This is a genomic window from Ectothiorhodospira magna (assembly GCF_900110965.1).
Classification (GTDB): domain Bacteria; phylum Pseudomonadota; class Gammaproteobacteria; order Ectothiorhodospirales; family Ectothiorhodospiraceae; genus Ectothiorhodospira; species Ectothiorhodospira magna.
Genome location: NZ_FOFO01000022.1, coordinates 33,179 through 53,845, shown reverse-complemented (window position 1 = coordinate 53,845; position 20,667 = coordinate 33,179). Strand labels below are relative to the sequence as shown.

The following is a 20,667-nucleotide window of genomic DNA, read 5'->3' as shown; positions in this document are numbered from 1 at the left end:
GGGCTTTTGATAACGATGATCCGAAACAACACAGGAGAGACACCATGAGTGGCGACAAATACGGCATTGCCCTGGGGATGATCGAGACCCGCGGCCTGGTCCCCGCCATCGAGGCGGCCGATGCCATGACCAAGGCCGCCGAAGTGCGGCTGATCGGACGGGAATTCGTCGGCGGCGGCTATGTGACCGTGCTGGTACGGGGCGAGACCGGCGCGGTGAACGCCGCCGTGCGGGCCGGCGCCGATGCCTGCGAACGGGTGGGCGACGGCCTGGTGGCCGCTCACATCATCGCCCGCCCCCACCGGGAAGTGGAACCCATCCTCCCCGTGGGTGGCCCCAGCACCGAATGACCCGGCATCCGGGATGAACACACACCAAAGTGAATGATCGGAGAAACTGAAGATGGCCAATGACAATTACGGTATCGCCCTTGGGATGATCGAGACTCGGGGTCTGGTCCCCGCCATCGAGGCGGCCGATGCCATGACCAAGGCCGCCGAAGTGCGGCTGATCGGACGGGAATTCGTCGGTGGCGGCTATGTGACCGTGCTGGTGCGCGGCGAGACCGGCGCGGTGAACGCCGCCGTGCGGGCTGGTGCCGATGCCTGCGAACGGGTGGGAGACGGCCTGGTGGCCGCCCACATCATTGCCCGTCCCCACCGGGAAGTGGAGCCGATCCTGGGCAAGACCGGCGGTAGCAACGCCGCCTGACGATGATGAGACGTCCGGTACCATCCGGCCGCATTCATCCCCGCATTCCCGGCTATCTGGGTCGCGCCCTGAGCCTTGAGTTTTCGGCGGTCCAGCAGTACATGACCCAGGCCTCGCTGGTGGAGGCCTGGGGTCTACCGGAAGCCGCCGCACGGCTGCGCCGGGAGATGGTGGAGGAAATGCACCATGCCGACCGTCTCACCCAGCGCATGCTGGCGCTGGGTTTCGCCCCCGCTGCCTCCCAGCTGCGTCCGGCCCGGGCCGGTGCGCATCTGGTGGCCCTGCTGCGGGAAGATCTGCGCCTGGAACAGGAGATCATCGCGCTTTACCAGGAAGCGGTACTGAGCTGCCGCCGTTTAGGTGACGCTGCCCACGAAGACTTTTTTGCCGCGCTGCTGGATGAGGAGGTCAACGGCTGTCGCGGCCTGGAGCAGTGGCTGGCATCTCTGACCCAGCCACGGCATCATGACTTCGGGGACCGTGTCTATTTTTAATGAGGAGAGCTGCCCATGCATCCCGACTGGACCCGCCGTGAACGCCCGTTGCGGCTGGAACGTCGTCTGGCTTTTCCGGACTATGAAGCCACACGCCGCTTTCTGGAGCAGGCCGGGGCGTTGTCGGAACGGGAAGGCGTGTATCCCGACATCAGTTTTGGCCGTACCTATGTCAACATGACCCTGCATGCCGACGACAATGCCACCGAGCTGAGTGACGCACAGCACCGTTTCGTCACCGCCCTGGATACCTTGCAGCCCACGGACACCAACGAGGCGCACCCGTGACCGAACCCAAATCCCCGTCAGCCCCGGATGCATCGCCGGTTGTGGTGAAAACCACCAGCACACCCTCCCCTTCCCGGAGTACAGCCGCCAAAACCCCGGCCCGTCGCTCCGGTTCCACCAAGCCCCGTTCATCCCGGCAGTCCAAGGCAACAGATCACGGATATATGGCGCCACGGCGGGTTTGGCCCGACTGACCAGCATGGACCAGGAGGACAGCAGGGCAGAGCCCCCGTCCGGGGATGAAACCCCGCGGCCTGACATGCCCAGTCGGTTCATTCGCCATGCCAGTCTGCGCCAGTTGCAGATTCTGGAGGCCATCGTTCGACTGGGCAGCTTCACCCGGGCTGCGGAGGAACTGTTCCTGACCCAGCCCACCGTCTCCATGCAGATCAAAAAACTGTCCGAGACTGTGGGAGCGCCCCTGTTCATGCCTGCGGGGCGCAATGTGGAACCCACCGAAGCCGGTCGGGAGGTATATCGGGCGGCCCGTACCCTCATGGACGCCCTGGTGGATTTGGAAATCCGTCTGGCAGACCTCAAGGGACTCAAGCGGGGGCGATTTCGTCTGGGGGTCATCACCACCGCAAAATATTTTGCCCCGGAAATCCTGGGGGCGTTCTGTGAAGCCTATCCTGGTATTGATGTCTCTCTTAAAGTCAGTAACCGGCACCGAGTCATCGAGCGCATGTCCAACCATGAGGATGATCTATATATCTTTGGTGAACCAGACACCATTGGCCTGCCGGTAGAAGCCACCTATCTGGCCCCCAATCCCCTGATTATCGTTGCCCGCGCCGATCATCCCCTGGTGGGAGCGAGCAACATCCCGCTGGAGCGGATCGTTCAGGAACGCTTTATTCTGCGGGAACCTGGGTCCGGGGTCCGGGATACCATCACCCGTTTATTTGGCGAACATGGTCTCAAGCCCAATGTTCGCATGGAGCTGGGCAGTAACGAGGCCATCAAGCACGCGATCATTGCCGGCCTGGGGATTTCCATCCTGTCCCTGCATTCCCTGAATCTGGACGCTGGTGCAGGCCGTCTTTCCATGCTGAATGTGGCAGGTTTTCCCATTCAACGAGATTGGTATCTGGTTCATCCCAAGGGGCGTGAACTGTCTTTGATTGCCCGTACTTTCCTGGCCTTTGCCGTGGAGCATCAGGTCAATATCCAGGAAACCCTGGCCCGCACCCATGCTGCCCTGTGCCAATCCGGGCCATGCAACTGATCTGGACGGCATGATGGACAGCGACGCAAACTCCCCTTGCGAGGATTCCCGTAGCGCCGCTAAACTGGCCGGGTATTTAGACTGATCCCACATATATTTTGCCGCGTGCATCCCTTTGTTCAAAAATCGGGTGTACCCCGTGGGGCTTGAGGTGGTTGCAATAACCTGTGTGGTTCAGGGTAGGTGGTAGGTGGTCATGGATCAAAGGCTGTACGGTGTTGTTCTCTCTGGCCCCCGGCCTGTCATTCGGTGGTACTGGTGGTGGGTGCTTTGTCTTTTCTGCCTGTTTGCACCGTTGTCCATCGCCGCCAGCGAATCCCCTGCCGACCCCATCATCATCGGCCTCAATGCCGACCTCTCCAGTCAGGATGCCCAGGCGGGCGAGTCCATTCGCCGTGGGGCACTGGTGGCCATCGACGAAATCAACCTTGCCGGCGGTGTGCTGGGGCGTCCGCTGACCCTGGAGGTCTACGACCATCGGCGCAATCCGGCCCGTGGGGTGTACAACACCCGCGCCCTGGCTGAAGACGACAATGTGGTGGCGATTCTCGGCGGCAAGCATACCCCAGTGGTGTTTGCCGAACTTGATACCATCCACGAGTACGGTATTCCCTATCTCATTCCCTGGGCCGCCGGCACTCAGCTGGTGGACAACAATCATCACCCCAATTTCGTGTTCCGGGTGTCCGTGCGCGATGAATTGGCTGGCCGGTTTTTGATGCAGTATGCCCTGGCCCAGGGTTACCGCCGTCCGGCCCTGATGCTGGAACAGACCGGCTGGGGCCGTTCCAACGAGTTGGCCCTGGTGATGGCCCTGCGGGGGCAGGGTCTGGCGCCGGTGAGGACGGAATGGTTCAACTGGGGAGAGCAGTATTTTTCCTCCGCCCTGGAACGGATCCATGCCGCCGGTGCCGACACAATCATTTTCGTGGGCAATTCTCCCGACGCCGTCCAGTTCATCCGTGCCATGCAGGCCCGGCCCGAAGAGAGCAATCTGCCCATCATTTCCCACTGGGGCATTGTGGGCAGCGACTTTGAAAGACTCATGCAGGACGCACTCCACCACATCAATCTGTCCTTTTTGCAGACCTTCTCCTTTTTCGATCCACCCTTCCCGGATCGGGCCGAGGCGTTCGTTGCCCGGTATCAGCGCCTGTTCCCCGACACCAGAGGGATTGAGGACATCTTTGCCCCCACGGGGGCCGCCCATGCCTATGACCTGATTCATCTGCTGGCCCGGGCCATCACCCTGGCGGGGACCACCGAGCGGGCCCAGGTGCGGGATGCCCTGGAGCGGATCGAATATCATGCCGGCCTGGTACGTGATTATGCGCCCCCCTTCACCCCCTCCCGTCACGATGCACTGGATATCACGGATTTTCGCATGGCCCGTTTTGTGGACGGGGTGATCATGCCCCATGCCCGGTGCGACTGATATGCTCAAGCGCCTCAGGTCCCTGAGTCTGCCGGCCCAGGTTTCCCTATGGGCGGTGCCACTGACAATGGTGTTGCTGAGTCTGTCCGGCGGGGTGTTGTTTCATGTCCAGCAAAAGACCCTGGAACGGGAACTGGACATGCGCCTGGACAGCATGCTGGGCTACAACCTGGAGTTGTTTCAGGATCGCCTGTATGCGATTCAGTCCCGCGCCCAGACCCTGGCAATCAATCATCTGGTGGTCAATGGTCTGATCGACACCGAGGACCGGTATCGTTATCTGCCGGTCCTGTTTCGGTCCCTCAACGACATTGCCGGACAACGATCCCCGGCCCGCTTTGCCCTGCTGGATTTTCAGGGCAATGAGATCGTCAGCAACAACCGGCCAGTACACCATGACCTGATCAGCCTGGGGCTTGAGCATCTGCCCCAGGCGGGTCTCAACGCCTGGCATGTGGACGCCGACGGCCTCCTGTTTGCCGCCCCGGTATTCGTCCATGACCATCCGGAAGGGGCACTGGCCATCTCCCTGGACATGCCATCCCTGCAGCGATTCTTTGCCTTCATGGATCGGCAGGACTACACCGTGGTGGTGCTGGACCATCAGCAGGTGCCGATTCTGGGCAACCGCTTTTTCAGGGAACAGGCCCAGGGGCAATGGACACCGGCGTCACCGGACTGGCTATCCCGTCAGGCCCCCCTGACCCTGCGGGGTGTCGAGCATCTGCAACTGGCCATTGCCATGCCCAGGCAGGACGCCTTTCATGGCATGGCGATGCTGCGGCAGAACATGGTGATCATCTTTTTCATCAGCCTGCTGATCGTCATTTCCACCATTGTGCTGTCCACCTATCTGACCGCCCGCCCCCTGCGCCGCTTCGTGCAGAATCTGCGTCAGGTGGCGACCCGGCAGTCCCTGTCCGACCGGTTGCCGGTGCAGGGGCCCCATGAACTGTCCACCCTGGCCCTGACCTTCAATCAGACCCTGGAAAGTCTTGAGCAGGCATTTACCTCCCGCAAGCGCCTGGATCAGTTGCTCAGTAACAGTCCGTCGGTTGTCTACACCACGGGACTGGACGCCCCCGCGGCCCGTTTTATCACCGCCAATGTCAGGTCCGTGGTCGGGCTGAGCGCGGATGACATCCTGAGCCGACCGGACTGGTGGCACGCCAACCTGCATCCGGATGACCGTCAGGAGATACTGGATCAGGAGCGGGAGTGGCGCGAGGCGGGTAGCCCTGGCGTTCTGGTGCAGTGTTATCGGCTGCGGCATGGGGACGGCCACTGGATCTGGGTGGAAGACCGTCTTCGCCTGTCCAGGGACGAGGACGGCCAGCCCAGGGAAATGATCGGCGCCTTCATGGACATCACCGAGCGCAAGCAGGCGGAGTTCGCCCTGCGGGAGAAAAGCGCCGAACTGGACCGCTATTTCACGTCGAGCCTGGACCTGTTATGCATTGCCAATACCCAAGGGTTGTTCGTGCGCCTCAATCCCCTATGGGAGCAGGTGCTGGGCTATCGGGTCGAGGAACTGCAGGGGCGCAGCTTTCTCGATTTTGTCCATGAGGATGACATGGAGGCCACCCTGGAGGCCATCGTCCAGTTGAAGTCCCAGCAGGAAGTGATCCGTTTCGAGAACCGGTATCGTCACAAGGACGGCAGTTACCGCTGGATCGAATGGCGCTCCCTGCCGGTGGGCGAGATGATCTACGCCGTGGCCCGGGATGTCCATCAGCGCCGGCAGGACGAGGAAAAACTCAACGATTACGCCCAGAAACTGGCCTGCAAGAACATCGAACTGGATCAGGCCCTGCTCCAGGCCCTGCAGGCCAGCCAGGCCAAGAGCGAGTTTTTGGCCAACATGAGCCACGAGATCCGCACCCCGATGAATGGGGTCATTGGCATGACCGGGCTGTTACTGGATACCACCCTCAATGATGAACAGCGGCATTATGCCAACACGGTGCGGGCCAGCGCCGAATCGCTGCTGTCCCTGATCAACGACATTCTGGATTTTTCCAAGATCGAGGCGGGTAAATTGGAACTGGAAATCACTGACTTTGACCTGCGGGTCATGTTGGACGACTTTGCCTCCATGATGGTGTTCAAGGCCGAGGAAAAGGGGCTGGAGTTCATCTGTGCCGCGGATCCCAGGGTGCCTGTCCTGCTTTCGGGGGACGTGGGTCGTTTGCGGCAGATTCTTACCAATCTGGTGGGCAATGCCATCAAGTTTACCCGGACCGGGGAGGTGACGGTGCGGGTCAGTCCGGAGGACGTGGCAACAGTGCCAGGGCCGGTGCAACTGCGGTTCGAGATCCGGGATACGGGCATCGGCATCCCCCAAGTGCGGATGGACCGACTGTTTCAGAGCTTTTCCCAGGTGGATGCCTCGGTAACCCGGGAGTTTGGCGGTACCGGTCTGGGGCTGGCGATCTGCCGGCAACTGGTACGTCTGATGGACGGGGACATCGGGGTGGAAAGCGTGGAGGGAGAGGGGTCCACCTTCTGGTTCACCGTCTGCCTCACGGCCCGGGCTGGTTCCCTGACCCAGGTACCACCGCTACCGGCGGCACTGGAGGGCATGCGGGTGTTGATCGTGGACGACAATGCCACCAATCGGGAGATTCTGGTGGCGCGACTGAGCCACTGGGGTATGCGCCCGGATGCGGTGGCCGATGGTCCCTCCGCCCTGGGTCAGTTGTATCAGGCCCTGGGCGGGGACGATCCCTACCAGTTGGCCATCCTGGACATGGAAATGCCGGGCATGGATGGCGAGTCCCTGGGCCGGGCCATCAAGGCTGATGACCGATTGCTGGACATGCCATTGGTGATGATGGCTTCCGTGGGGCGTCGTGGTCAGGCAAGCCGTCTGCGGGAGATCGGGTTTGCCGGCAATCTGTGTAAACCGGTGCCGGAAACGGAACTGTTCAAAACCCTGTCTTTGGTCATGGGGGATGAAGCAGACCCGGACACCGTGACCTTGCGCCAAGAAGACCTCACCGAGGGTATCATTCGTGGTCTCCAGGCCCGGGGCGGGCGGGTGTTGCTGGCGGAGGATAACGTGGTCAACCAGCAGGTGGCCTTGGGGATGCTGAAAAAAATGGGCCTGCGGGCCGACCCGGTGGCCAATGGTCTGGAAGCCCTCAACGCCCTGATCAATATCCCCTACGATCTGGTGCTGATGGATGTGCAGATGCCCGAGATGGATGGCATGGCGGCCACCCAGGCGATCCGCGAGGCGGAACGGGAGGACGGCGGGCATATTCCGGTGATTGCCATGACGGCCCATGCCATGCAGGGGGATCGGGAGCGTTGTCTGGCGGCGGGGATGGACGATTATCTGGAAAAGCCGGTGAATCCGGCCAGGCTGGCGGAGGTGTTGGAACGGTGGTTGCCGATCCACCGCCCCGACATGAAGGAGACATCGGACAATGCCCCCGCGGCTCCGACAGTGTTCAATGCCGTCGGCCTGCTGGAACGGGCGATGGGGGATGAGGAACTGGCCCGGTCCTTGATCGAGCATTGTTTAAAGGATCTGCCCGGCCAGTTGGACGCTCTGCTGGGGTACGTCCGCAGCGGCAATCTGGACGAAGCCCACCGGATGATTCACACCCTCAAGGGCATGACCGGCACCATGGGGGCGGATGCCCTGCATGGGTTGACTCTGGTGATGGAGCGCCAATGCCTGCAGGGAGACCTGACGGCCCTGGAGGCCCAGCTACCGGCCCTCAAGGCCCAGTGCCAAGCCCTGGAACAGGCCATGGCCGACCACATGGCCGAGGATTAGGACCATGGCCCCGCCGGATTCCCCGCGGATTGCCGTCACCGGCGCCGGCGGTTTTGTCGGATCGGCCCTTTGCACCGCGCTGGAACGGGAAGGCCGGTCGGTATGCCGGCTGGTGCGCCGGTTGCGTCATCCCGGTGACCAGGTGGTGGGCCAGATCGGGCCGTCCACGGACTGGCGGCTGCTGGAGGGGATGGATGTGGTGATCCATGCCGCCGCCCGGGTGCATGTGATGACTGAAACCGCCGCCGATCCCACGGCGGCCTTCGCGGAAGTGAATGTGCTCGGTACCCGGCAACTGGCCATCCAGGCCGCTGCGATGGGGGTGCGTCGGCTGGTGTTTCTCAGTTCCGTCAAGGTGCATGGGGAAAAGTCCCCGCCAGGTCAGCCCTTTGCCGTGGGGCAGATGCCAGCGCCCCAGGATGCCTATGGCCGGTCCAAGTGGGAAGCGGAGCAGGCTCTGTGGGAGGTGGCCGCCGGTACCGGTCTTGAGGTGGTGGTGATCCGGCCACCGCTGGTGCATGGCCCCGGCATGAAGGGGAATCTGGCCCGCCTGATGGGCTGGATCAGGCGGGGGATTCCCCTGCCTCTGGCCAGTGTGGACAACCGGCGCAGTCTGGTGGGGCTGGACAATCTGGTGGACCTGCTGAGCCTGTGCGCGGTGCATCCCGCCGCCGCCGGCGAAACCTTTCTGGTCAGTGATGGCGTCGATCTTTCCACCCCGGACCTGGTCCGTCATCTGGCGGCGGCCCTGGGCCGCCAGCCCCGGTTGTTCCCCTTGCCGCCCCGCTGGCTGTTCCGGGCCGGACGATGGCTGGGGCGGGAGCCGGCGGTGGCCCGGCTATGCGGCTGCCTGCAGGTGGATGCCCATCCGGTCCGGCAGCGTCTGGGCTGGCAACCGCCGGTATCTTTGCCAGAGGGGTTGCGCCGGGCAGTGGGGGGCGCGGCGGGCGTGCTATGATCGAGGACCACATGACAGCCAGTTCCCCCGAGAAAAAAGACACCGCGCCCTGTCCTTGCATGTCCCATCGTCCGTCTCCCTGGTGCTCATGTCGGGACTGCTGCTGATCCTGCTGGCGATGGTGATCAGCCTGGGGCTGACCGGCCTGCTGCGTCGCCATGCCTTGCGCCGGAACCTGCTGGATCTGCCCAATGATCGCAGTTCCCATGTCCTGCCCACGCCCCGGGGCGGCGGTCTGGCCATCGTCATCACGGTACTGGCCCTGTTGCCGGTGCTCTGGCTGGCAGGGGCGCTGACCTTCGAGGCCCTGGTGGGGCTATGGGGTGCCGGTGGGCTGGTGGCGGCGGTGGGCTGGCTGGATGATTGGGGTCACGTCCCCGCGTCCCGGCGTCTGCTGGTCCATTTTGTCGCCGCCGCCTGGGGGCTGGCCTGGCTGGGTGGTCTGCCTCCCCTGTTGCTGGGCGGGATGATCTGGGAGCCGGGCTGGGTTGGGCATCTGCTGGCTCTGGTATGTCTGGTGTGGATGCTCAACCTGTACAACTTCATGGACGGGATTGACGGCATCGCCGGGATCGAGGCCATCACCGTCGGTGTCGGGGCGGCCCTGCTGTTCTGGCTGACGACCACCGGCCCCGGCGGGTGGTTGCCGGCCCTGTTGGCCGCCGCCAGCGCTGGATTTCTGTGGTGGAATTTTCCCCGTGCCCGGATTTTTATGGGGGATGGGGGGAGCGGGTTTGTGGGCTTGATGCTGGGTCTGCTGTTGATTCATGCCGCCGGGGCCGCACCGGCCCTGTTCTGGGCCTGGGTGATTCTGCTGGGGGTATTCGTGGTGGATGCCACCCTGACCCTGGTGCGTCGATGGCGGCGCGGTTTACCCCTGCATCAGGCCCATCGCAGTCATGCCTATCAGTACGCCGCCCGTCGATTGGGTGGGCATGGGCCGGTGTCCCTGGCGGTGGGTGCCCTGAACCTGTTCTGGCTGCTGCCCCTGGCAACTCTGGTGGCCTTGGGCCGGCTGGAGGGAGTGATCGGGGTGTTGGTGGCCTATGGGCCGTTGATCGGGCTGGCCTGGTACTTCAAGGCGGGTGCCGCGGAGCAGCAGGACATCTGAAGTGCGGTTGAGGCGCTGTTATAAAATACCGCCGACGCCATTTTCGGAAAGCCTCCCATGCAGTCCCTGTTGATCGTTCGTCTCTCCGCCATCGGCGATGTGGTGATGGCCTCACCGTTGCCCGCCGTGTTCCGTGCCGCCTGGCCCGATGTGCGCATCACCTGGCTGGTGGAGCCTCAGGTGGCGGAGCTGGTATCCCGGCATCCCCAGGTGGACCGGGTGGTGGTCTGGCCCAAGGCACAGTGGCGCGCCCTGTTCCGCCGCTTGCGGTGGATCCGTCTGGGGCGGGAGGTGGTCCGGTTTGTCCGGGAACTGCGGGCCGAGCCTTACGATATGGGGGTGGATCTGCAGGGGCTGTTGAAAAGCGGTCTGCTCACCCGCCTGTCGGGGGCGCGGGAGCGGGTGGGACTGGGGTCCCGGGAGGGCAGCGGGGTGTTCATGACCCAGGTGGTGCCCCGGGGCGGCGATCCCCGTCGCATCGGTTCGGAATACCGGTATCTGGCCCAGGCCCTGGGGCTTGAGCCGGGTGCCTTCTTCATGCAGGTGGGGCTGCGCCCGGAGGATGAGTCCGTGGGGGCGCAGGTGGCCCAGGACCAGGGTGTCCGGGGCTATGTGGTGGGCTGCCCGTTCACCACCCGGCCACAGAAACATTGGGTGGAGGCCGCCTGGGCGGAATTGGCCCGGCGCATTCATCACGAACGGGGGCAGCCCATGGTGTTGCTGGGTGGTCCCGATGACCGGGAGGCCGCCGACCGGATTCAGGCCCTGGCCGGCACGGCGGTGGATAACCGGGTGGGGCAGACCTCCCTGACCCAGGCGGCGGCGGTGATCCGCAGGGCCGGGCTGCTGGTGGGGGTGGACACGGGTTTGACCCACATGGGACCGGCCTTCGACGTCCCCACGGTGGCCCTGTTCGGGTCCACCTGTCCCTACCTGGACACCGGGCGGGACAACACCGTGGTGATCTACCACGACCTGCCCTGTGCCCCCTGCCGACGCAATCCCACTTGCGACGGGTGTTTTGATTGTCTGACGGGCATCTCGGTGGATGAAGTCATGGCAGCGGTGGCGCGGTTGTTGCCGACAACGCCGATCAAGGAGTCGTCCTGATGCGTATCCTGCATGTGGAGACCGGCCGCCATCTGTATGGCGGCGCGCTGCAGGTCCGTTACCTGCTGGAAGGGCTGTCGGCCCGGGGTGTGGCCAACGTCCTGGTGTGCCCTTCGGGGGCGGCCATTGCCGGGGCCTCGGCGGTGTTTTGCGAGGCGGTCCATGAGGTGCCCATGGGGGGGGATCTGGATCTGGGTTTCGTGGGTCGCTTGCAGCGGGTGATCCGGGAGACCCGTCCGGATCTGGTGCATCTGCACAGTCGTCGCGGCGCGGACGTGCTGGGGGGGATCGCGGCCCGGCGGGTCGGGGTGCCGGTGGTGCTGTCCCGGCGGGTGGATAATCCGGAGCCGGCCCCGTGGGCGCGGTTGAAGTACCGTCTGTTCGACCGGGTCATCACCATCTCGGAAGCGATCCGGCACGTGCTGCTGGCGGAAGGCGTGTCCCCTGAACGGGTGGTCTGCGTGCCCAGCGCGGTGGATATGAATGCCTGGCAGGGAACGTGTGACCGGGAAGGGTTCCAGGCCGCCTGCGGCCTTGCGCCCGGTGAGCGGGCGGTGGGGGTGATTGCCCAGTTGATTACCCGCAAGGGGCATCGTCATCTGCTGACGGCGGCGCCGGCGATCCTGGCGGCCCATCCCGAGGTGCGGCTGCTGTTGTTCGGGCAAGGGCCGCTGGAAGCCCAGCTCAGGGCGCGGATCGAGGACATGGGGCTGACGGGGCAGGTGCGTCTGATGGGGTTCCGGGATGACCTGGAACGCATCCTGCCCTGTCTGGATCTGGTGGTGCACCCGGCGGACATGGAGGGGCTGGGGGTTTCCCTGCTGCAGGCCGCCGCCGCGGGGGTGCCCCTGGTGGGGACCCGGGCGGGCGGCGTGCCCGAGATCATCGGCGATGACGAGGCCGGTGTGCTGGTGCCGCCGGGGGATGCCCCGGCCCTGGCGCGGGCGGTGATTGATCTGCTCGGGGATCCCTCGGCCCTGCGGCGCCTGGGGGAGGCCGGTCGCCGTCGGGTGGCAGCGCGGTTCTCCGTGGAGGCCATGGTGGCCGGGAATCTGGCGGTCTATCAGGAACTGGTGCATGGATAAAGGCGCAATGGGAGAACCACACCGACACTGGGGCTTCTGGCTGCTGTTGGGGTTGGGGGTCTATTTCACCCTCCATGTGATCGTCCGCGCCACCGGGTCCGCGGTGCTGGCGCTGGACGAGGCCGAGCAGGTCATCGTGACCCAGTGGTGGCTGGCCGGGTATTCCGGGCAGCCCCCCCTCTATGCCTGGCTGCAGGCCGTGGCGTTTCGGGTGCTGGGCATGGACCTGTGGGCCCTGAGCCTGGTCAAGAACACCTTGCTGTTTCTCACCTGGTTGTTCGTGTTCCTCTCCGCCCGGCGTCTGTTGGGGGATGTCCGACTGGCGGTGCTGGCCACCCTGTCCCTGTTCCTGATCCCCCAGATGGCCTGGGAGTCCCAGCGGGATCTGACCCATTCGGTGATGGTGACCACGGTGGCGGCCGCATCCTTTTACGCGATGCTGCGTTGGCTGGACCGGCCCCATGTGGGGCATTACCTGCTGATCGGCCTGCTGTTCGGGCTGGGGGTTTTGTCCAAGTACAACTTTCTGGTGTTCGCCGCCGCCGCCGGGCTGGCTCTGCTGAGCTGTGCCCGGGGACGGTCCCTGCTGCTGCATCCGCGCATCCTGTGGAGTGCTCTGGTGGCGTTGCTGGTGATCCTGCCCCACGCCCTGTGGGTCTGGCACAGCCGGGATCTGGGCACCCAGTCCCTGGACAAGCTGGATTTCGGGGGCGGATTCTGGCCCTGGTCCGGGCTGGGTTCCCTGGTGCTGGCGGTACTGGGCTTCCTGGCATTGCTGCTGCTGGTCATGGGGGCGGTGTTCCGGCGGGATTTTTTCCATGCCCTGTTCAAGCGCCGGGGCGGTCCGGCGGCTTTTCCCATCCACCGCTACTTCTGGATCCTGTTGGGTCTGCTGGTGCTGATGGCCCTGCTGGGGGTGTCCCACTTCAAGGACCGCTGGATGCTGCCCCTGCTGCTGGTCTTTCCCCTGTTCGTGTTCGCCATGATGGGCACCGCAGCCCTGACCCGTGCCCGGGTGCGGGCGTATCTGTCGGTCTGTCTGCTGGTGCCCGTGCTGGTGCTGGTGGTGATGGCCTTGCGGGTGCAGACCTGGCCGGTGCTGAGTCCCAGCATCGGCATGTCTACCCCTTTGACGAGCGGGTGAGCGAGATCCGGGATCTGGGCTTCAGCCAGGGTCTGATCGTGGGGGATCGGGCCTTTGTGGCGGGCAATCTGCGTTTTCGCCTGCCCCGGAGTCAGGCCGTGATCCCGGAGGTGAATCCCGGCGGACTGCGGTGCAGACCCGGTGATGATCTGCTGGTGGCCTGGGACGCGGACCGACAGCGACAGATTCCTGGTCGGCTTGGGGACTGGCTCACGACGGAACTGGGCCTGTACACCGGGGACCTGATGCCCCGGTGGCTGGCATCCGGTGCGGGGGCAGGCCCGGTGATGGGCGTGGTGGTGCTGCCGGGGGTGCTGGAGGGAGATTGCCGGGTGAGGGATCAATAGTATTTCGGCAATCCCCAGCCGCGCTTGTACTTGAAGCGCCGGTGGGTCCAGAAATACTGTTCCGGCGCCACCCGGATGGCCGCCTCGATGACGGCGTTGATGCGTCGGGCGTCCTGGGCCGGATCCTCTCCGGGGAAGTCTTCAAGGGGCTCGCCGATCACCAGTCGGTAGCCCTGTCGGCCGGGCAGGCGGTAGCCGAAGAAGGGGATGACCGGGGCGCCGCTGATCTTCGCCAGGCGGGCGGTGGCCGGATTGGTGGCGGCGGGGACACCGAAGAAGGGGACGATCACCGCGTTGCCGTTCTTGAAGGCCTGGTCTGGGGCGTACCACAGGGCCTGGCCCTGCTTCAGGGCGCGGATGGCGTCCCGGGCCTGGTCGCGGCGGATGGCCCGCAGATAATGGGTCTGCCGGTTCTGCCGGAAGCAGTGTTCCATCACCGGATTTTCGTGGGGGCGGTACATGACGGCAAAGTCCTGATGGGCGCAGAGCAGGCGTCCCGCCAGTTCCAGGGTGGTGAAGTGAGCCGACAGCAGCAAGGCCCCCTTGCCTTTTGCCAGTGTCCGTTGCAGGTGTTCCAGGCCCTCGATCCGGGCCAGTCCCTCAAGCGCCCGGTCGCTGCCCCACCAGCTCAGGGGGGTCTCGAAGATGCCCGCGCCCATGGCGCGAAAATGGGCCTTGACCAGGGCCTTTTGCGTTGCCGGGTCCAGGTCGGGAAAACACAGCCCGACATTGATCTGGGCGATCCGCCGCCGCCGCCGGGCCAGCGGGTAGAGCAGGGCGCCCAGGGTCTCGCCGGTCCGGATCTGCCAGTGCCAGGGCAGCACCCGGACCAGGGTGCGGAACAGGGCCACCCCCAGCCACATGGGCCAGTGGACAGGGTGGTACAGGTGGGAGGGGGACTGTTTTCGGGCCATGGGGATGTTTGCACAGGACTGGTCGCGGATTGTAGCAAATGGGTCCGTGTCCGCAGGGCGATGGAGCGCCCCATGGTAAGATCCCTCTCCGGTTTCCTCTGCAAGGTCGTCAAGCCGTGAATCTGCACATGCCCGCCTTTGAACAGACCCGGATCATGGTGGTGGGTGATCTCATGCTGGATCGCTACTGGTCCGGGGCCACCGCCCGCATCTCCCCCGAGGCCCCGGTGCCCGTGGTTCATGTGAACGAGGTCGAGGAACGTCCCGGCGGGGCGGCTAACGTGGCCGTCAACCTGGCCCGACTGGGGGTGCAGACCCGGCTGCTGGGCATTGTGGGCGAGGACGAGGCCGGCCATGCCCTGGAAAGACTCCTGGCCCAGGCCCAGGTGCGCTGTGATTTTGTCCGCTCGTCCCGGTTGACCACCATCACCAAGCTGCGGGTCTTAAGCCGCCATCAGCAGTTGTTGCGCCTGGATTTCGAACAGCCCCTGGGGGCCGCGGATACCGCCTCCCTGCCGGATCGTCTGGCGGGGCATCTGGACGGGCAGGCGGTGGTGGTGCTGTCCGATTACGGCAAGGGGACCCTGACCCAGGTGGCGCCCATGATCCGCGCGGCCCGGGAGGCCCGGGTGCCGGTGCTGGTGGATCCCAAGGGGCGTGATTTCGAGCGCTACCGGGGCGCCACCCTGCTCACCCCCAACCTGGCCGAGTTCGAGGCCGTGGTGGGGCCTTGTCCCCGTGACGATCTGCTGGTCAGTCGGGGTGAACGGTTGCGGACGGACCTGGATCTGGAGGCCCTGCTCATCACCCTGAGCGAGCGGGGCATGCTGCTGCTGCGGGCGGGACGGGACCCTTTGCACCTGCCCACCCGCGCCCGGGAGGTCTATGACGTGACCGGGGCGGGGGATACGGTGATCGCGGTGATCGCGGCGGCCCTGGGGGCCGGACAGGATCTGGCCCAGGCGGCGGCCCTGGCCAATCTGGCGGCGGGCATCGTGGTGGGCAAGCTGGGCACCGGCTGCGTGACCCCGGCGGAACTGCGGGCGGCGGTCAGGGGGCATCAGGGCGGCTGGAGCAGCCTGCTGTCGGAGGCGGACCTGCTGCTGGCGGTGCAGGAGGCCCGGGCCCAGGGGGAGCGGGTGGTGATGACCAACGGGTGCTTCGACATCCTCCATGCGGGGCATGTGGCCTATCTGGAACAGGCCCGGCGTCTGGGGGATCGCCTCATCGTGGCGGTGAATGATGACGCCTCTGTGCGCCGTCTCAAGGGCCATGGGCGGCCGGTGAACGGTATGGATCGACGCATGGCGGTGCTGGCGGGACTGGCCTCGGTGGACTGGGTGGTGCCGTTCCGGGAGGATACGCCGGAGCGTCTGATCCGGGCCGTGTCGCCGGACGTGCTGGTGAAGGGCGGGGACTACCGGCCCGAGGAGATCGTGGGCGGTGACCATGTCCGTGCCCTGGGCGGCCGGGTGGAAGTGCTGCCGTTCCTGGATGGGGTGTCCACCACCCGGGTCATCGACCGGATCCGGGGCACCTGACGACCCTCTGGCATGCGCGTACTCTATTCCCTGATCCTCTATCTCATCACGCCGCTGGTGCTGGCGCGGCTGCTCCTGCGCAGCCGCGCCAATCCGGATTATCGTCACCGCTGGGGGGAGCGCCTGGGCTGGTCGCCCCGCTTGCCGGCGCGGCCCCGGCTCTGGGTGCATGCGGTCTCGGTGGGGGAGGTGGCGGCCGCCGCGGCCCTGGTGGCGGGGCTGCGGCGGCGGTTCCCCGGGCATGCCATCCTGATCACCACCACCACCCCCACCGGTTCCGCCGAGGTGATCCGTCGTTTCGGGAATTCGGTGGAACACTGTTATCTGCCCTATGACCTGCCCGATGGGGTGGCCCGCTTTCTGGCACGGGTGCGTCCCGAGCGGCTGCTGGTCATGGAGACCGAGCTGTGGCCCAATCTGTATCGGGCCTGTGCCCGCCGGGGCATCCCGGTGATGGTGGTCAATGCCCGCCTGTCGGCCCGTTCTGCCCGGGGCTATGCCCGCATCCGGCCCCTGGTCCGGCAGACCCTGGCTCGGGTGTCCGGGATCGCGGCCCGAGGGGAGGAGGATGCCCGCCGTTTTCTGGCCCTGGGTGCCCGGCCCGATCAGGTGCGGGTGAGCGGCAACATCAAGTATGACCTGACCCTGTCCGATGACCTGATCCGGGCTGCGGCGACGTTGCGCGCGCAGGTGGGCGAGCGGCCGGTGTGGATCGCCGCCAGCACCCATCCGGGGGAGGATGAGCCGGTGCTGGCGGCGCATCGGTCCCTGTTGTCCCGGTGGCCCCAGGCCCTGCTGATCCTGGTGCCCCGCCATCCGGAGCGTTTCGAGGCCGTGGCGGCCCTGTGCCGGATGCAGGGCTTCACCGTGATGCGTCGTAGTGCCGGTCAGCCGCCCAGGGTCGGGGATGCCGTGTGGCTGGGGGATACCATGGGGGAGTTGCTGGGGCTCTACGGAGTGGCTTCGGTGGCCTTCGTGGGGGGTAGTCTGGTGCCCACCGGCGGGCATAACCCGTTGGAGCCGGCCGCCCATGGGGTAGCGGTGGTGACCGGTCCGCGGGTATTCAATTTCACCGAGGTCTACCAGGCCCTGGAGCAGGCCGGGGGGGTGTGCCGGGTGGCGGACGCCGGTGGGCTGGCGGAGGCGGTGTCGGCCCTGTGGGCGGACCCGTCGGCCCGCCGTGCCATGACAACGGCGGCCCGACGGGTGCTGGATGAAAACCGGGGTGCGGTGGAGCGGGTGCTGGACTGGGTGGAACAGGCCTCTTGAAGGCCGGCTCGGCTTAACGGATCAGATTCAGGATGGTCTTGAACTTTGGATGGCGGGAGTCTGCCAGCCATTCAAACAGCACCGATTCAAAATTGGTGATGATCACCCCGGCCCTGGCCATACGAGCCAAAGCATTGGCCTTGTTGCGTGGGTCTCTGGAGCAGACGGCATCCTCCACTACGAAGACCTGAAATCCGGCCTCCACCAGCAGCAGGGCGGTCTGCAGCACGCAGACATGGGACTCCATGCCGCAGATCACCACCTGGGGCCGCTCGGCGCGTTTCACGGCGTCCATGATGCCCGCGTCGCGGCAACAGGAAAAAGTGGTCTTCTCCAGCACCTGAACCGCCTCCGGCAGCATGCCCTGGATTTCACCGGCGGTGTGCCCGATGCCCCGTGGATACTGTTCGGTTACCGTCACCGGGATACCCAGCACACCGGCCCCCTGGGCCAGGCTGCCGGCCCGTCGATAAACCTCAAGGCGGGTGTCGGCGTCCATGGCCACGGCCAGTTTTGTCTGGATGTCCACCACCAGAAGCTGGCTGTGTTCGGCACTGCACAGGAGGGAGGGAGGGTTCAGGTCCATGTTATCAGTCCAGCCAGGTATTGATGGCAAGCAGGTCATCCTCGCCCAGGGTGCCCGCGGCCTGTTTCAGGCGCAGGGTGTCCAGCAGATAGGCGTAACGGGCCTCGGCGTAGTCCCGCTCGGCCCGGAATACCTGGCGCAGTTCCAGCAGCACGTCCACGGCGGTGCGGGTGCCCACCTCGAAGCCGGCTTCGGCGGCTTCGAAGGAGGCGCGGGTGGATTCCAGGGCCTGGGCCAGGGCATTGACCCGGGAGATGCCGGCATTCACCGACAGGAAGGCGCTGCGGGCCTGGCGCACGGTCTGGCGCTCGGTCAGTTCCAGTTCCTCCCGGGCGGCATCAAAGCTCTCCCGGGCCTCCCGGGTGAGGGCGGTGGTGCGACCACCGGTGTAGACGGGGACGCGCAGCTGGATGCCCACCTGGGTGTCCCGGCTGTCGAGGAAATTGCTGGCCATCTGTCCGCCGGGGGCATTGTGAAAATCCCGGTCGGTATAGCTGGCCGAGAGACCCAGGGTGGGGTAATGACCGGCCCGCTGACGCTTGATCTCCTCGGCGGCCACCTCGGTGCCAAAGCGACGGGCGATCAGGGCCAGGTTGGCCTCCAGGGCACTGTGTACCCATGCATCCATGTGGCCCGGCTCCGGCGAGACCAGACGCATGCGATCCGACAGCAGGGCCAGGTCTTCATGGAACTGGCCGGTGATCACCATCAGTGCCTCGCCGGCCAGATCCAGTCGGTTGAGGGCGGCGATTTCCTCGGCCACGGCCAGATCATATTGAGCCTTGGCTTCCTTGACATCGGTGATGGCGATCAGGCCCACCTCGAAGCGGCGTTCCGCCTGCTCCAACTGACGACCAATGGCGTCTTTTTCCGCCTGGGCAAAGGAAAGATTATCCTGGGCCGCCAGTACACCAAAATAGGCTTCCGCCACCCGCAGGATCAGATCCTGTCGGGCGGCGTCACGCACCGCCGTGGCCTGGGCGATGCCCAGGTCTGCCTGGCGCAGGGCCACGTAGTTGCGGTGATCATAGAGGTTCTGGTTAAGGGACAGCTCGAAGCTGGTGGCGCGGTAATCGAACGAGGCGCCCCCCCGGTTCGTGTCCGTGTAGGCGTGGCCCGCCGAACCCTCGATCTGGGGCAGCAGGAGCGACCTTGCCTGAGGCCGCTGTTCCAGGGTGGCCCGGAACTGGGCCTCGGCGGCGCGCAGCTGTGCGTCACGCTCCAGGGCCGTGCGATAGATCTCCATGAGATCAGTGGCCTGAACGGGTGCGGTTGCCAGGGTGAGTCCGACGAAGGCGGCAGCCAGCAGGGTTTTGGGAAAACGGATCATCAGTGTCTCCGGCCCGGGCGGGCAAGAAGAAAATAGTCCATGGTGAATCCCGGCCATCCTACCGGGAACTAGGCAAAAATGCATAGGGTAGCCGGCCGGGAGATCAGTAACAGGGCAGGTCCGGATCCACCTGGCGCGACCAGGCATCAATGCCGCCGGTGAGGTTGATGATGCGGGTGAACCCCTGCCGCTCCAGCAGCATGCCCGCGTGCCGGCTGCGGATGCCGTGATGGCAGATCATCACCAGTTCCCGATCCGGGGGGATGTCTTCCACCAGTGACTGAAGCTGTCCGAGGGGAACCAGCCGCGACCCCGGGACACGGGCAATCTCGTATTCCCAGGGTTCACGCACGTCAATCAACAACGGGGCGGGGTCTTTGGTTTGATCCAGATACGCCTTGAGCTGTGGGGGGGAAAGGTGTTGCATGCCTGGACCCTGGAAACGGTGGGATGCCCGTCATAAGACGAATCGGGGCCTGGGTTCAAATCCCCTCAGGGGCTTGAGGCTGGTCTCGAACAGGACATGGCGGATGAACTCGTTTTCCCCCTGACGCACCACCAGCATGGCCTCCATCGCCGGCGCTTCCCCGACCACCACAAATAACCGCCCACCGGGGTTAAGCTGGCGTTCAAAGCAATCCCGGTAATGGGCCATGGAGGCAGTGACGGCGATCACATCGTAATGGGGCCTTTGTCCGGTACAGCCTTCGGCGGCATTGCCGGTTTCCAGCCGAACATTGGTAATCCCGGTATTGTGCAGATGTTTTGCTGCTGTACGGGTGAACGTACCGTGGATGTCGATGCTGTCCACCTGTTGTCCCAGACGGGCCAGACAGGCCGTTAGATAGCCCGATCCGGTGCCAATTTCCAGGATGCTGTCTTCAGGCTGAATGTCCAGTGCCTGTAGCAATCGCCCTTCCACGGTGGGGCGCAGCATGAACTCACCCTGACCCAGGGGAATTTCCAGATCTGCATAGGCCAGTTTGCCGTGAACCGGGGGGACAAACCGCTCCCGGGGCAGGTTTTCCATCACATCCAGTACCTTGGGGGCCAGTACGTCCCAGGGGCGGACCTGCTGTTCAACCATGTTGAATCGGGCTTGATTGAGGTTCATCAGTTCCTCCGCAATAAACCCCGTCCTTCAGGGCGGGGAGGGATAACGGCTGTCACATGACAGTCGCCAGATCGGCAGGCTGAGAGATTAAGCGCTTACTGATGTTACGGCAAGTCCTTGATGATATTGTGCAATGCGCAAAAAAACGGTCCCGGCGATGCTGCCCGGATGCCGTCTGTGGCATGCTGGAAGCTTGTGAGTCCGGGCCATGGCCC

Annotated in this window: 20 protein-coding genes; 15 read left to right on the top strand and 5 right to left on the bottom strand. The window is 64.9% G+C overall.

Going from position 1 to position 20,667, the window contains the following annotated elements; all coding sequences use genetic code 11:
- The first annotated feature begins 44 nt into the window (after positions 1 to 44).
- From BMX62_RS09905 to BMX62_RS13140, 13 genes are all read left to right on the top strand, one after another.
- On the top strand, positions 45 to 350 hold the full coding sequence (locus tag BMX62_RS09905) for an alpha-carboxysome major shell protein CsoS1 (protein WP_090208150.1): 306 nt from the start codon (positions 45 to 47) through the stop codon (positions 348 to 350).
- A 52-nt stretch (positions 351 to 402) separates the two neighbouring features.
- A complete protein-coding gene (locus BMX62_RS09900; RefSeq protein WP_090208145.1) occupies positions 403 to 711 on the top strand; it encodes an alpha-carboxysome major shell protein CsoS1 in 309 nt (102 codons plus the stop codon).
- A gap of 2 nt (positions 712 to 713) precedes the next feature.
- Positions 714 to 1,205, top strand: coding sequence for a ferritin-like domain-containing protein (locus tag BMX62_RS09895; RefSeq protein WP_090208141.1), 492 nt, complete (start codon positions 714 to 716; stop codon positions 1,203 to 1,205).
- 15 nt (positions 1,206 to 1,220) lie between these two features.
- Positions 1,221 to 1,493: a 4a-hydroxytetrahydrobiopterin dehydratase gene (locus BMX62_RS09890; RefSeq protein ID WP_090208138.1), complete on the top strand. Its 273-nt coding sequence runs from the start codon at positions 1,221 to 1,223 to the stop codon at positions 1,491 to 1,493.
- Positions 1,494 to 1,752: 259 nt separating this feature from the next.
- Positions 1,753 to 2,721, top strand: coding sequence for a LysR family transcriptional regulator (locus BMX62_RS09885; RefSeq protein WP_238375943.1), 969 nt, complete (start codon positions 1,753 to 1,755; stop codon positions 2,719 to 2,721).
- A 196-nt stretch (positions 2,722 to 2,917) separates the two neighbouring features.
- The gene (locus BMX62_RS09880; protein WP_090208135.1) at positions 2,918 to 4,156 is read left to right on the top strand and encodes an ABC transporter substrate-binding protein; all 1,239 of its coding nucleotides are present in this window, start codon (positions 2,918 to 2,920) and stop codon (positions 4,154 to 4,156) included.
- Entirely contained in the window at positions 4,140 to 7,943 is a 3,804-nt protein-coding gene (locus tag BMX62_RS09875) for a response regulator (RefSeq protein ID WP_090208130.1), read from the top strand. The genes BMX62_RS09880 and BMX62_RS09875 overlap by 17 nt, the downstream gene beginning before the upstream one ends.
- Before the next feature lie 4 nt (positions 7,944 to 7,947).
- A complete protein-coding gene (locus BMX62_RS09870; RefSeq protein WP_090208127.1) occupies positions 7,948 to 8,901 on the top strand; it encodes a UDP-glucose 4-epimerase family protein in 954 nt (317 codons plus the stop codon).
- Positions 8,902 to 8,989: 88 nt separating this feature from the next.
- The gene (locus BMX62_RS09865; RefSeq protein ID WP_090208124.1) at positions 8,990 to 10,012 is read left to right on the top strand and encodes an MraY family glycosyltransferase; all 1,023 of its coding nucleotides are present in this window, start codon (positions 8,990 to 8,992) and stop codon (positions 10,010 to 10,012) included.
- Positions 10,013 to 10,069: 57 nt separating this feature from the next.
- Positions 10,070 to 11,122, top strand: coding sequence for a glycosyltransferase family 9 protein (locus BMX62_RS09860; RefSeq protein WP_090208120.1), 1,053 nt, complete (start codon positions 10,070 to 10,072; stop codon positions 11,120 to 11,122).
- Entirely contained in the window at positions 11,122 to 12,207 is a 1,086-nt protein-coding gene (locus BMX62_RS09855; RefSeq protein ID WP_090208117.1) for a glycosyltransferase family 4 protein, read from the top strand. The genes BMX62_RS09860 and BMX62_RS09855 overlap by 1 nt, the downstream gene beginning before the upstream one ends.
- The gene (locus BMX62_RS09850) at positions 12,200 to 13,351 is read left to right on the top strand and encodes an ArnT family glycosyltransferase (protein ID WP_238375942.1); all 1,152 of its coding nucleotides are present in this window, start codon (positions 12,200 to 12,202) and stop codon (positions 13,349 to 13,351) included. Before BMX62_RS09855 ends, BMX62_RS09850 begins: the two co-directional genes overlap by 8 nt.
- Entirely contained in the window at positions 13,348 to 13,698 is a 351-nt protein-coding gene (locus BMX62_RS13140) for a hypothetical protein (protein WP_238375941.1), read from the top strand. The genes BMX62_RS09850 and BMX62_RS13140 overlap by 4 nt, the downstream gene beginning before the upstream one ends.
- Here the strand turns inward: BMX62_RS13140 and lpxL are convergent.
- On the bottom strand, positions 13,692 to 14,612 hold the full coding sequence (gene lpxL, locus BMX62_RS09845; RefSeq protein ID WP_090208114.1) for an LpxL/LpxP family Kdo(2)-lipid IV(A) lauroyl/palmitoleoyl acyltransferase: 921 nt from the start codon (positions 14,610 to 14,612) through the stop codon (positions 13,692 to 13,694). The genes BMX62_RS13140 and lpxL overlap by 7 nt on opposite strands.
- A 116-nt stretch (positions 14,613 to 14,728) precedes the next feature.
- Here lpxL and hldE point away from each other — a divergent pair, with 116 nt between their 5' ends.
- Positions 14,729 to 16,153 carry a bifunctional D-glycero-beta-D-manno-heptose-7-phosphate kinase/D-glycero-beta-D-manno-heptose 1-phosphate adenylyltransferase HldE gene (hldE, locus tag BMX62_RS09840; RefSeq protein WP_090208111.1) on the top strand — a complete coding sequence of 475 codons (1,425 nt, stop codon included), beginning with the start codon at positions 14,729 to 14,731 and terminating at the stop codon, positions 16,151 to 16,153.
- Positions 16,154 to 16,165: 12 nt separating this feature from the next.
- A complete protein-coding gene (waaA, locus tag BMX62_RS09835; RefSeq protein WP_090208109.1) occupies positions 16,166 to 17,422 on the top strand; it encodes a lipid IV(A) 3-deoxy-D-manno-octulosonic acid transferase in 1,257 nt (418 codons plus the stop codon).
- 13 nt (positions 17,423 to 17,435) lie between these two features.
- On the opposite strand, the gene BMX62_RS09830 is transcribed toward waaA, so the two are convergent.
- From BMX62_RS09830 to BMX62_RS09815, 4 genes are all read right to left on the bottom strand, one after another.
- Positions 17,436 to 18,008 (bottom strand): hydrolase, encoded by a 573-nt coding sequence (locus BMX62_RS09830; protein WP_090208107.1) that lies wholly within the window; start codon positions 18,006 to 18,008, stop codon positions 17,436 to 17,438.
- Positions 18,009 to 18,012: 4 nt separating this feature from the next.
- Positions 18,013 to 19,338, bottom strand: a complete 1,326-nt coding sequence (locus BMX62_RS09825; protein WP_090208104.1) for a TolC family outer membrane protein — start codon at positions 19,336 to 19,338, stop codon at positions 18,013 to 18,015.
- Between the two features lie 103 nt (positions 19,339 to 19,441).
- Positions 19,442 to 19,765: a rhodanese-like domain-containing protein gene (locus tag BMX62_RS09820; RefSeq protein WP_090208101.1), complete on the bottom strand. Its 324-nt coding sequence runs from the start codon at positions 19,763 to 19,765 to the stop codon at positions 19,442 to 19,444.
- 30 nt (positions 19,766 to 19,795) lie between these two features.
- Positions 19,796 to 20,452: a protein-L-isoaspartate O-methyltransferase family protein gene (locus BMX62_RS09815; protein WP_090208098.1), complete on the bottom strand. Its 657-nt coding sequence runs from the start codon at positions 20,450 to 20,452 to the stop codon at positions 19,796 to 19,798.
- Positions 20,453 to 20,667: the final 215 nt, after the last annotated feature.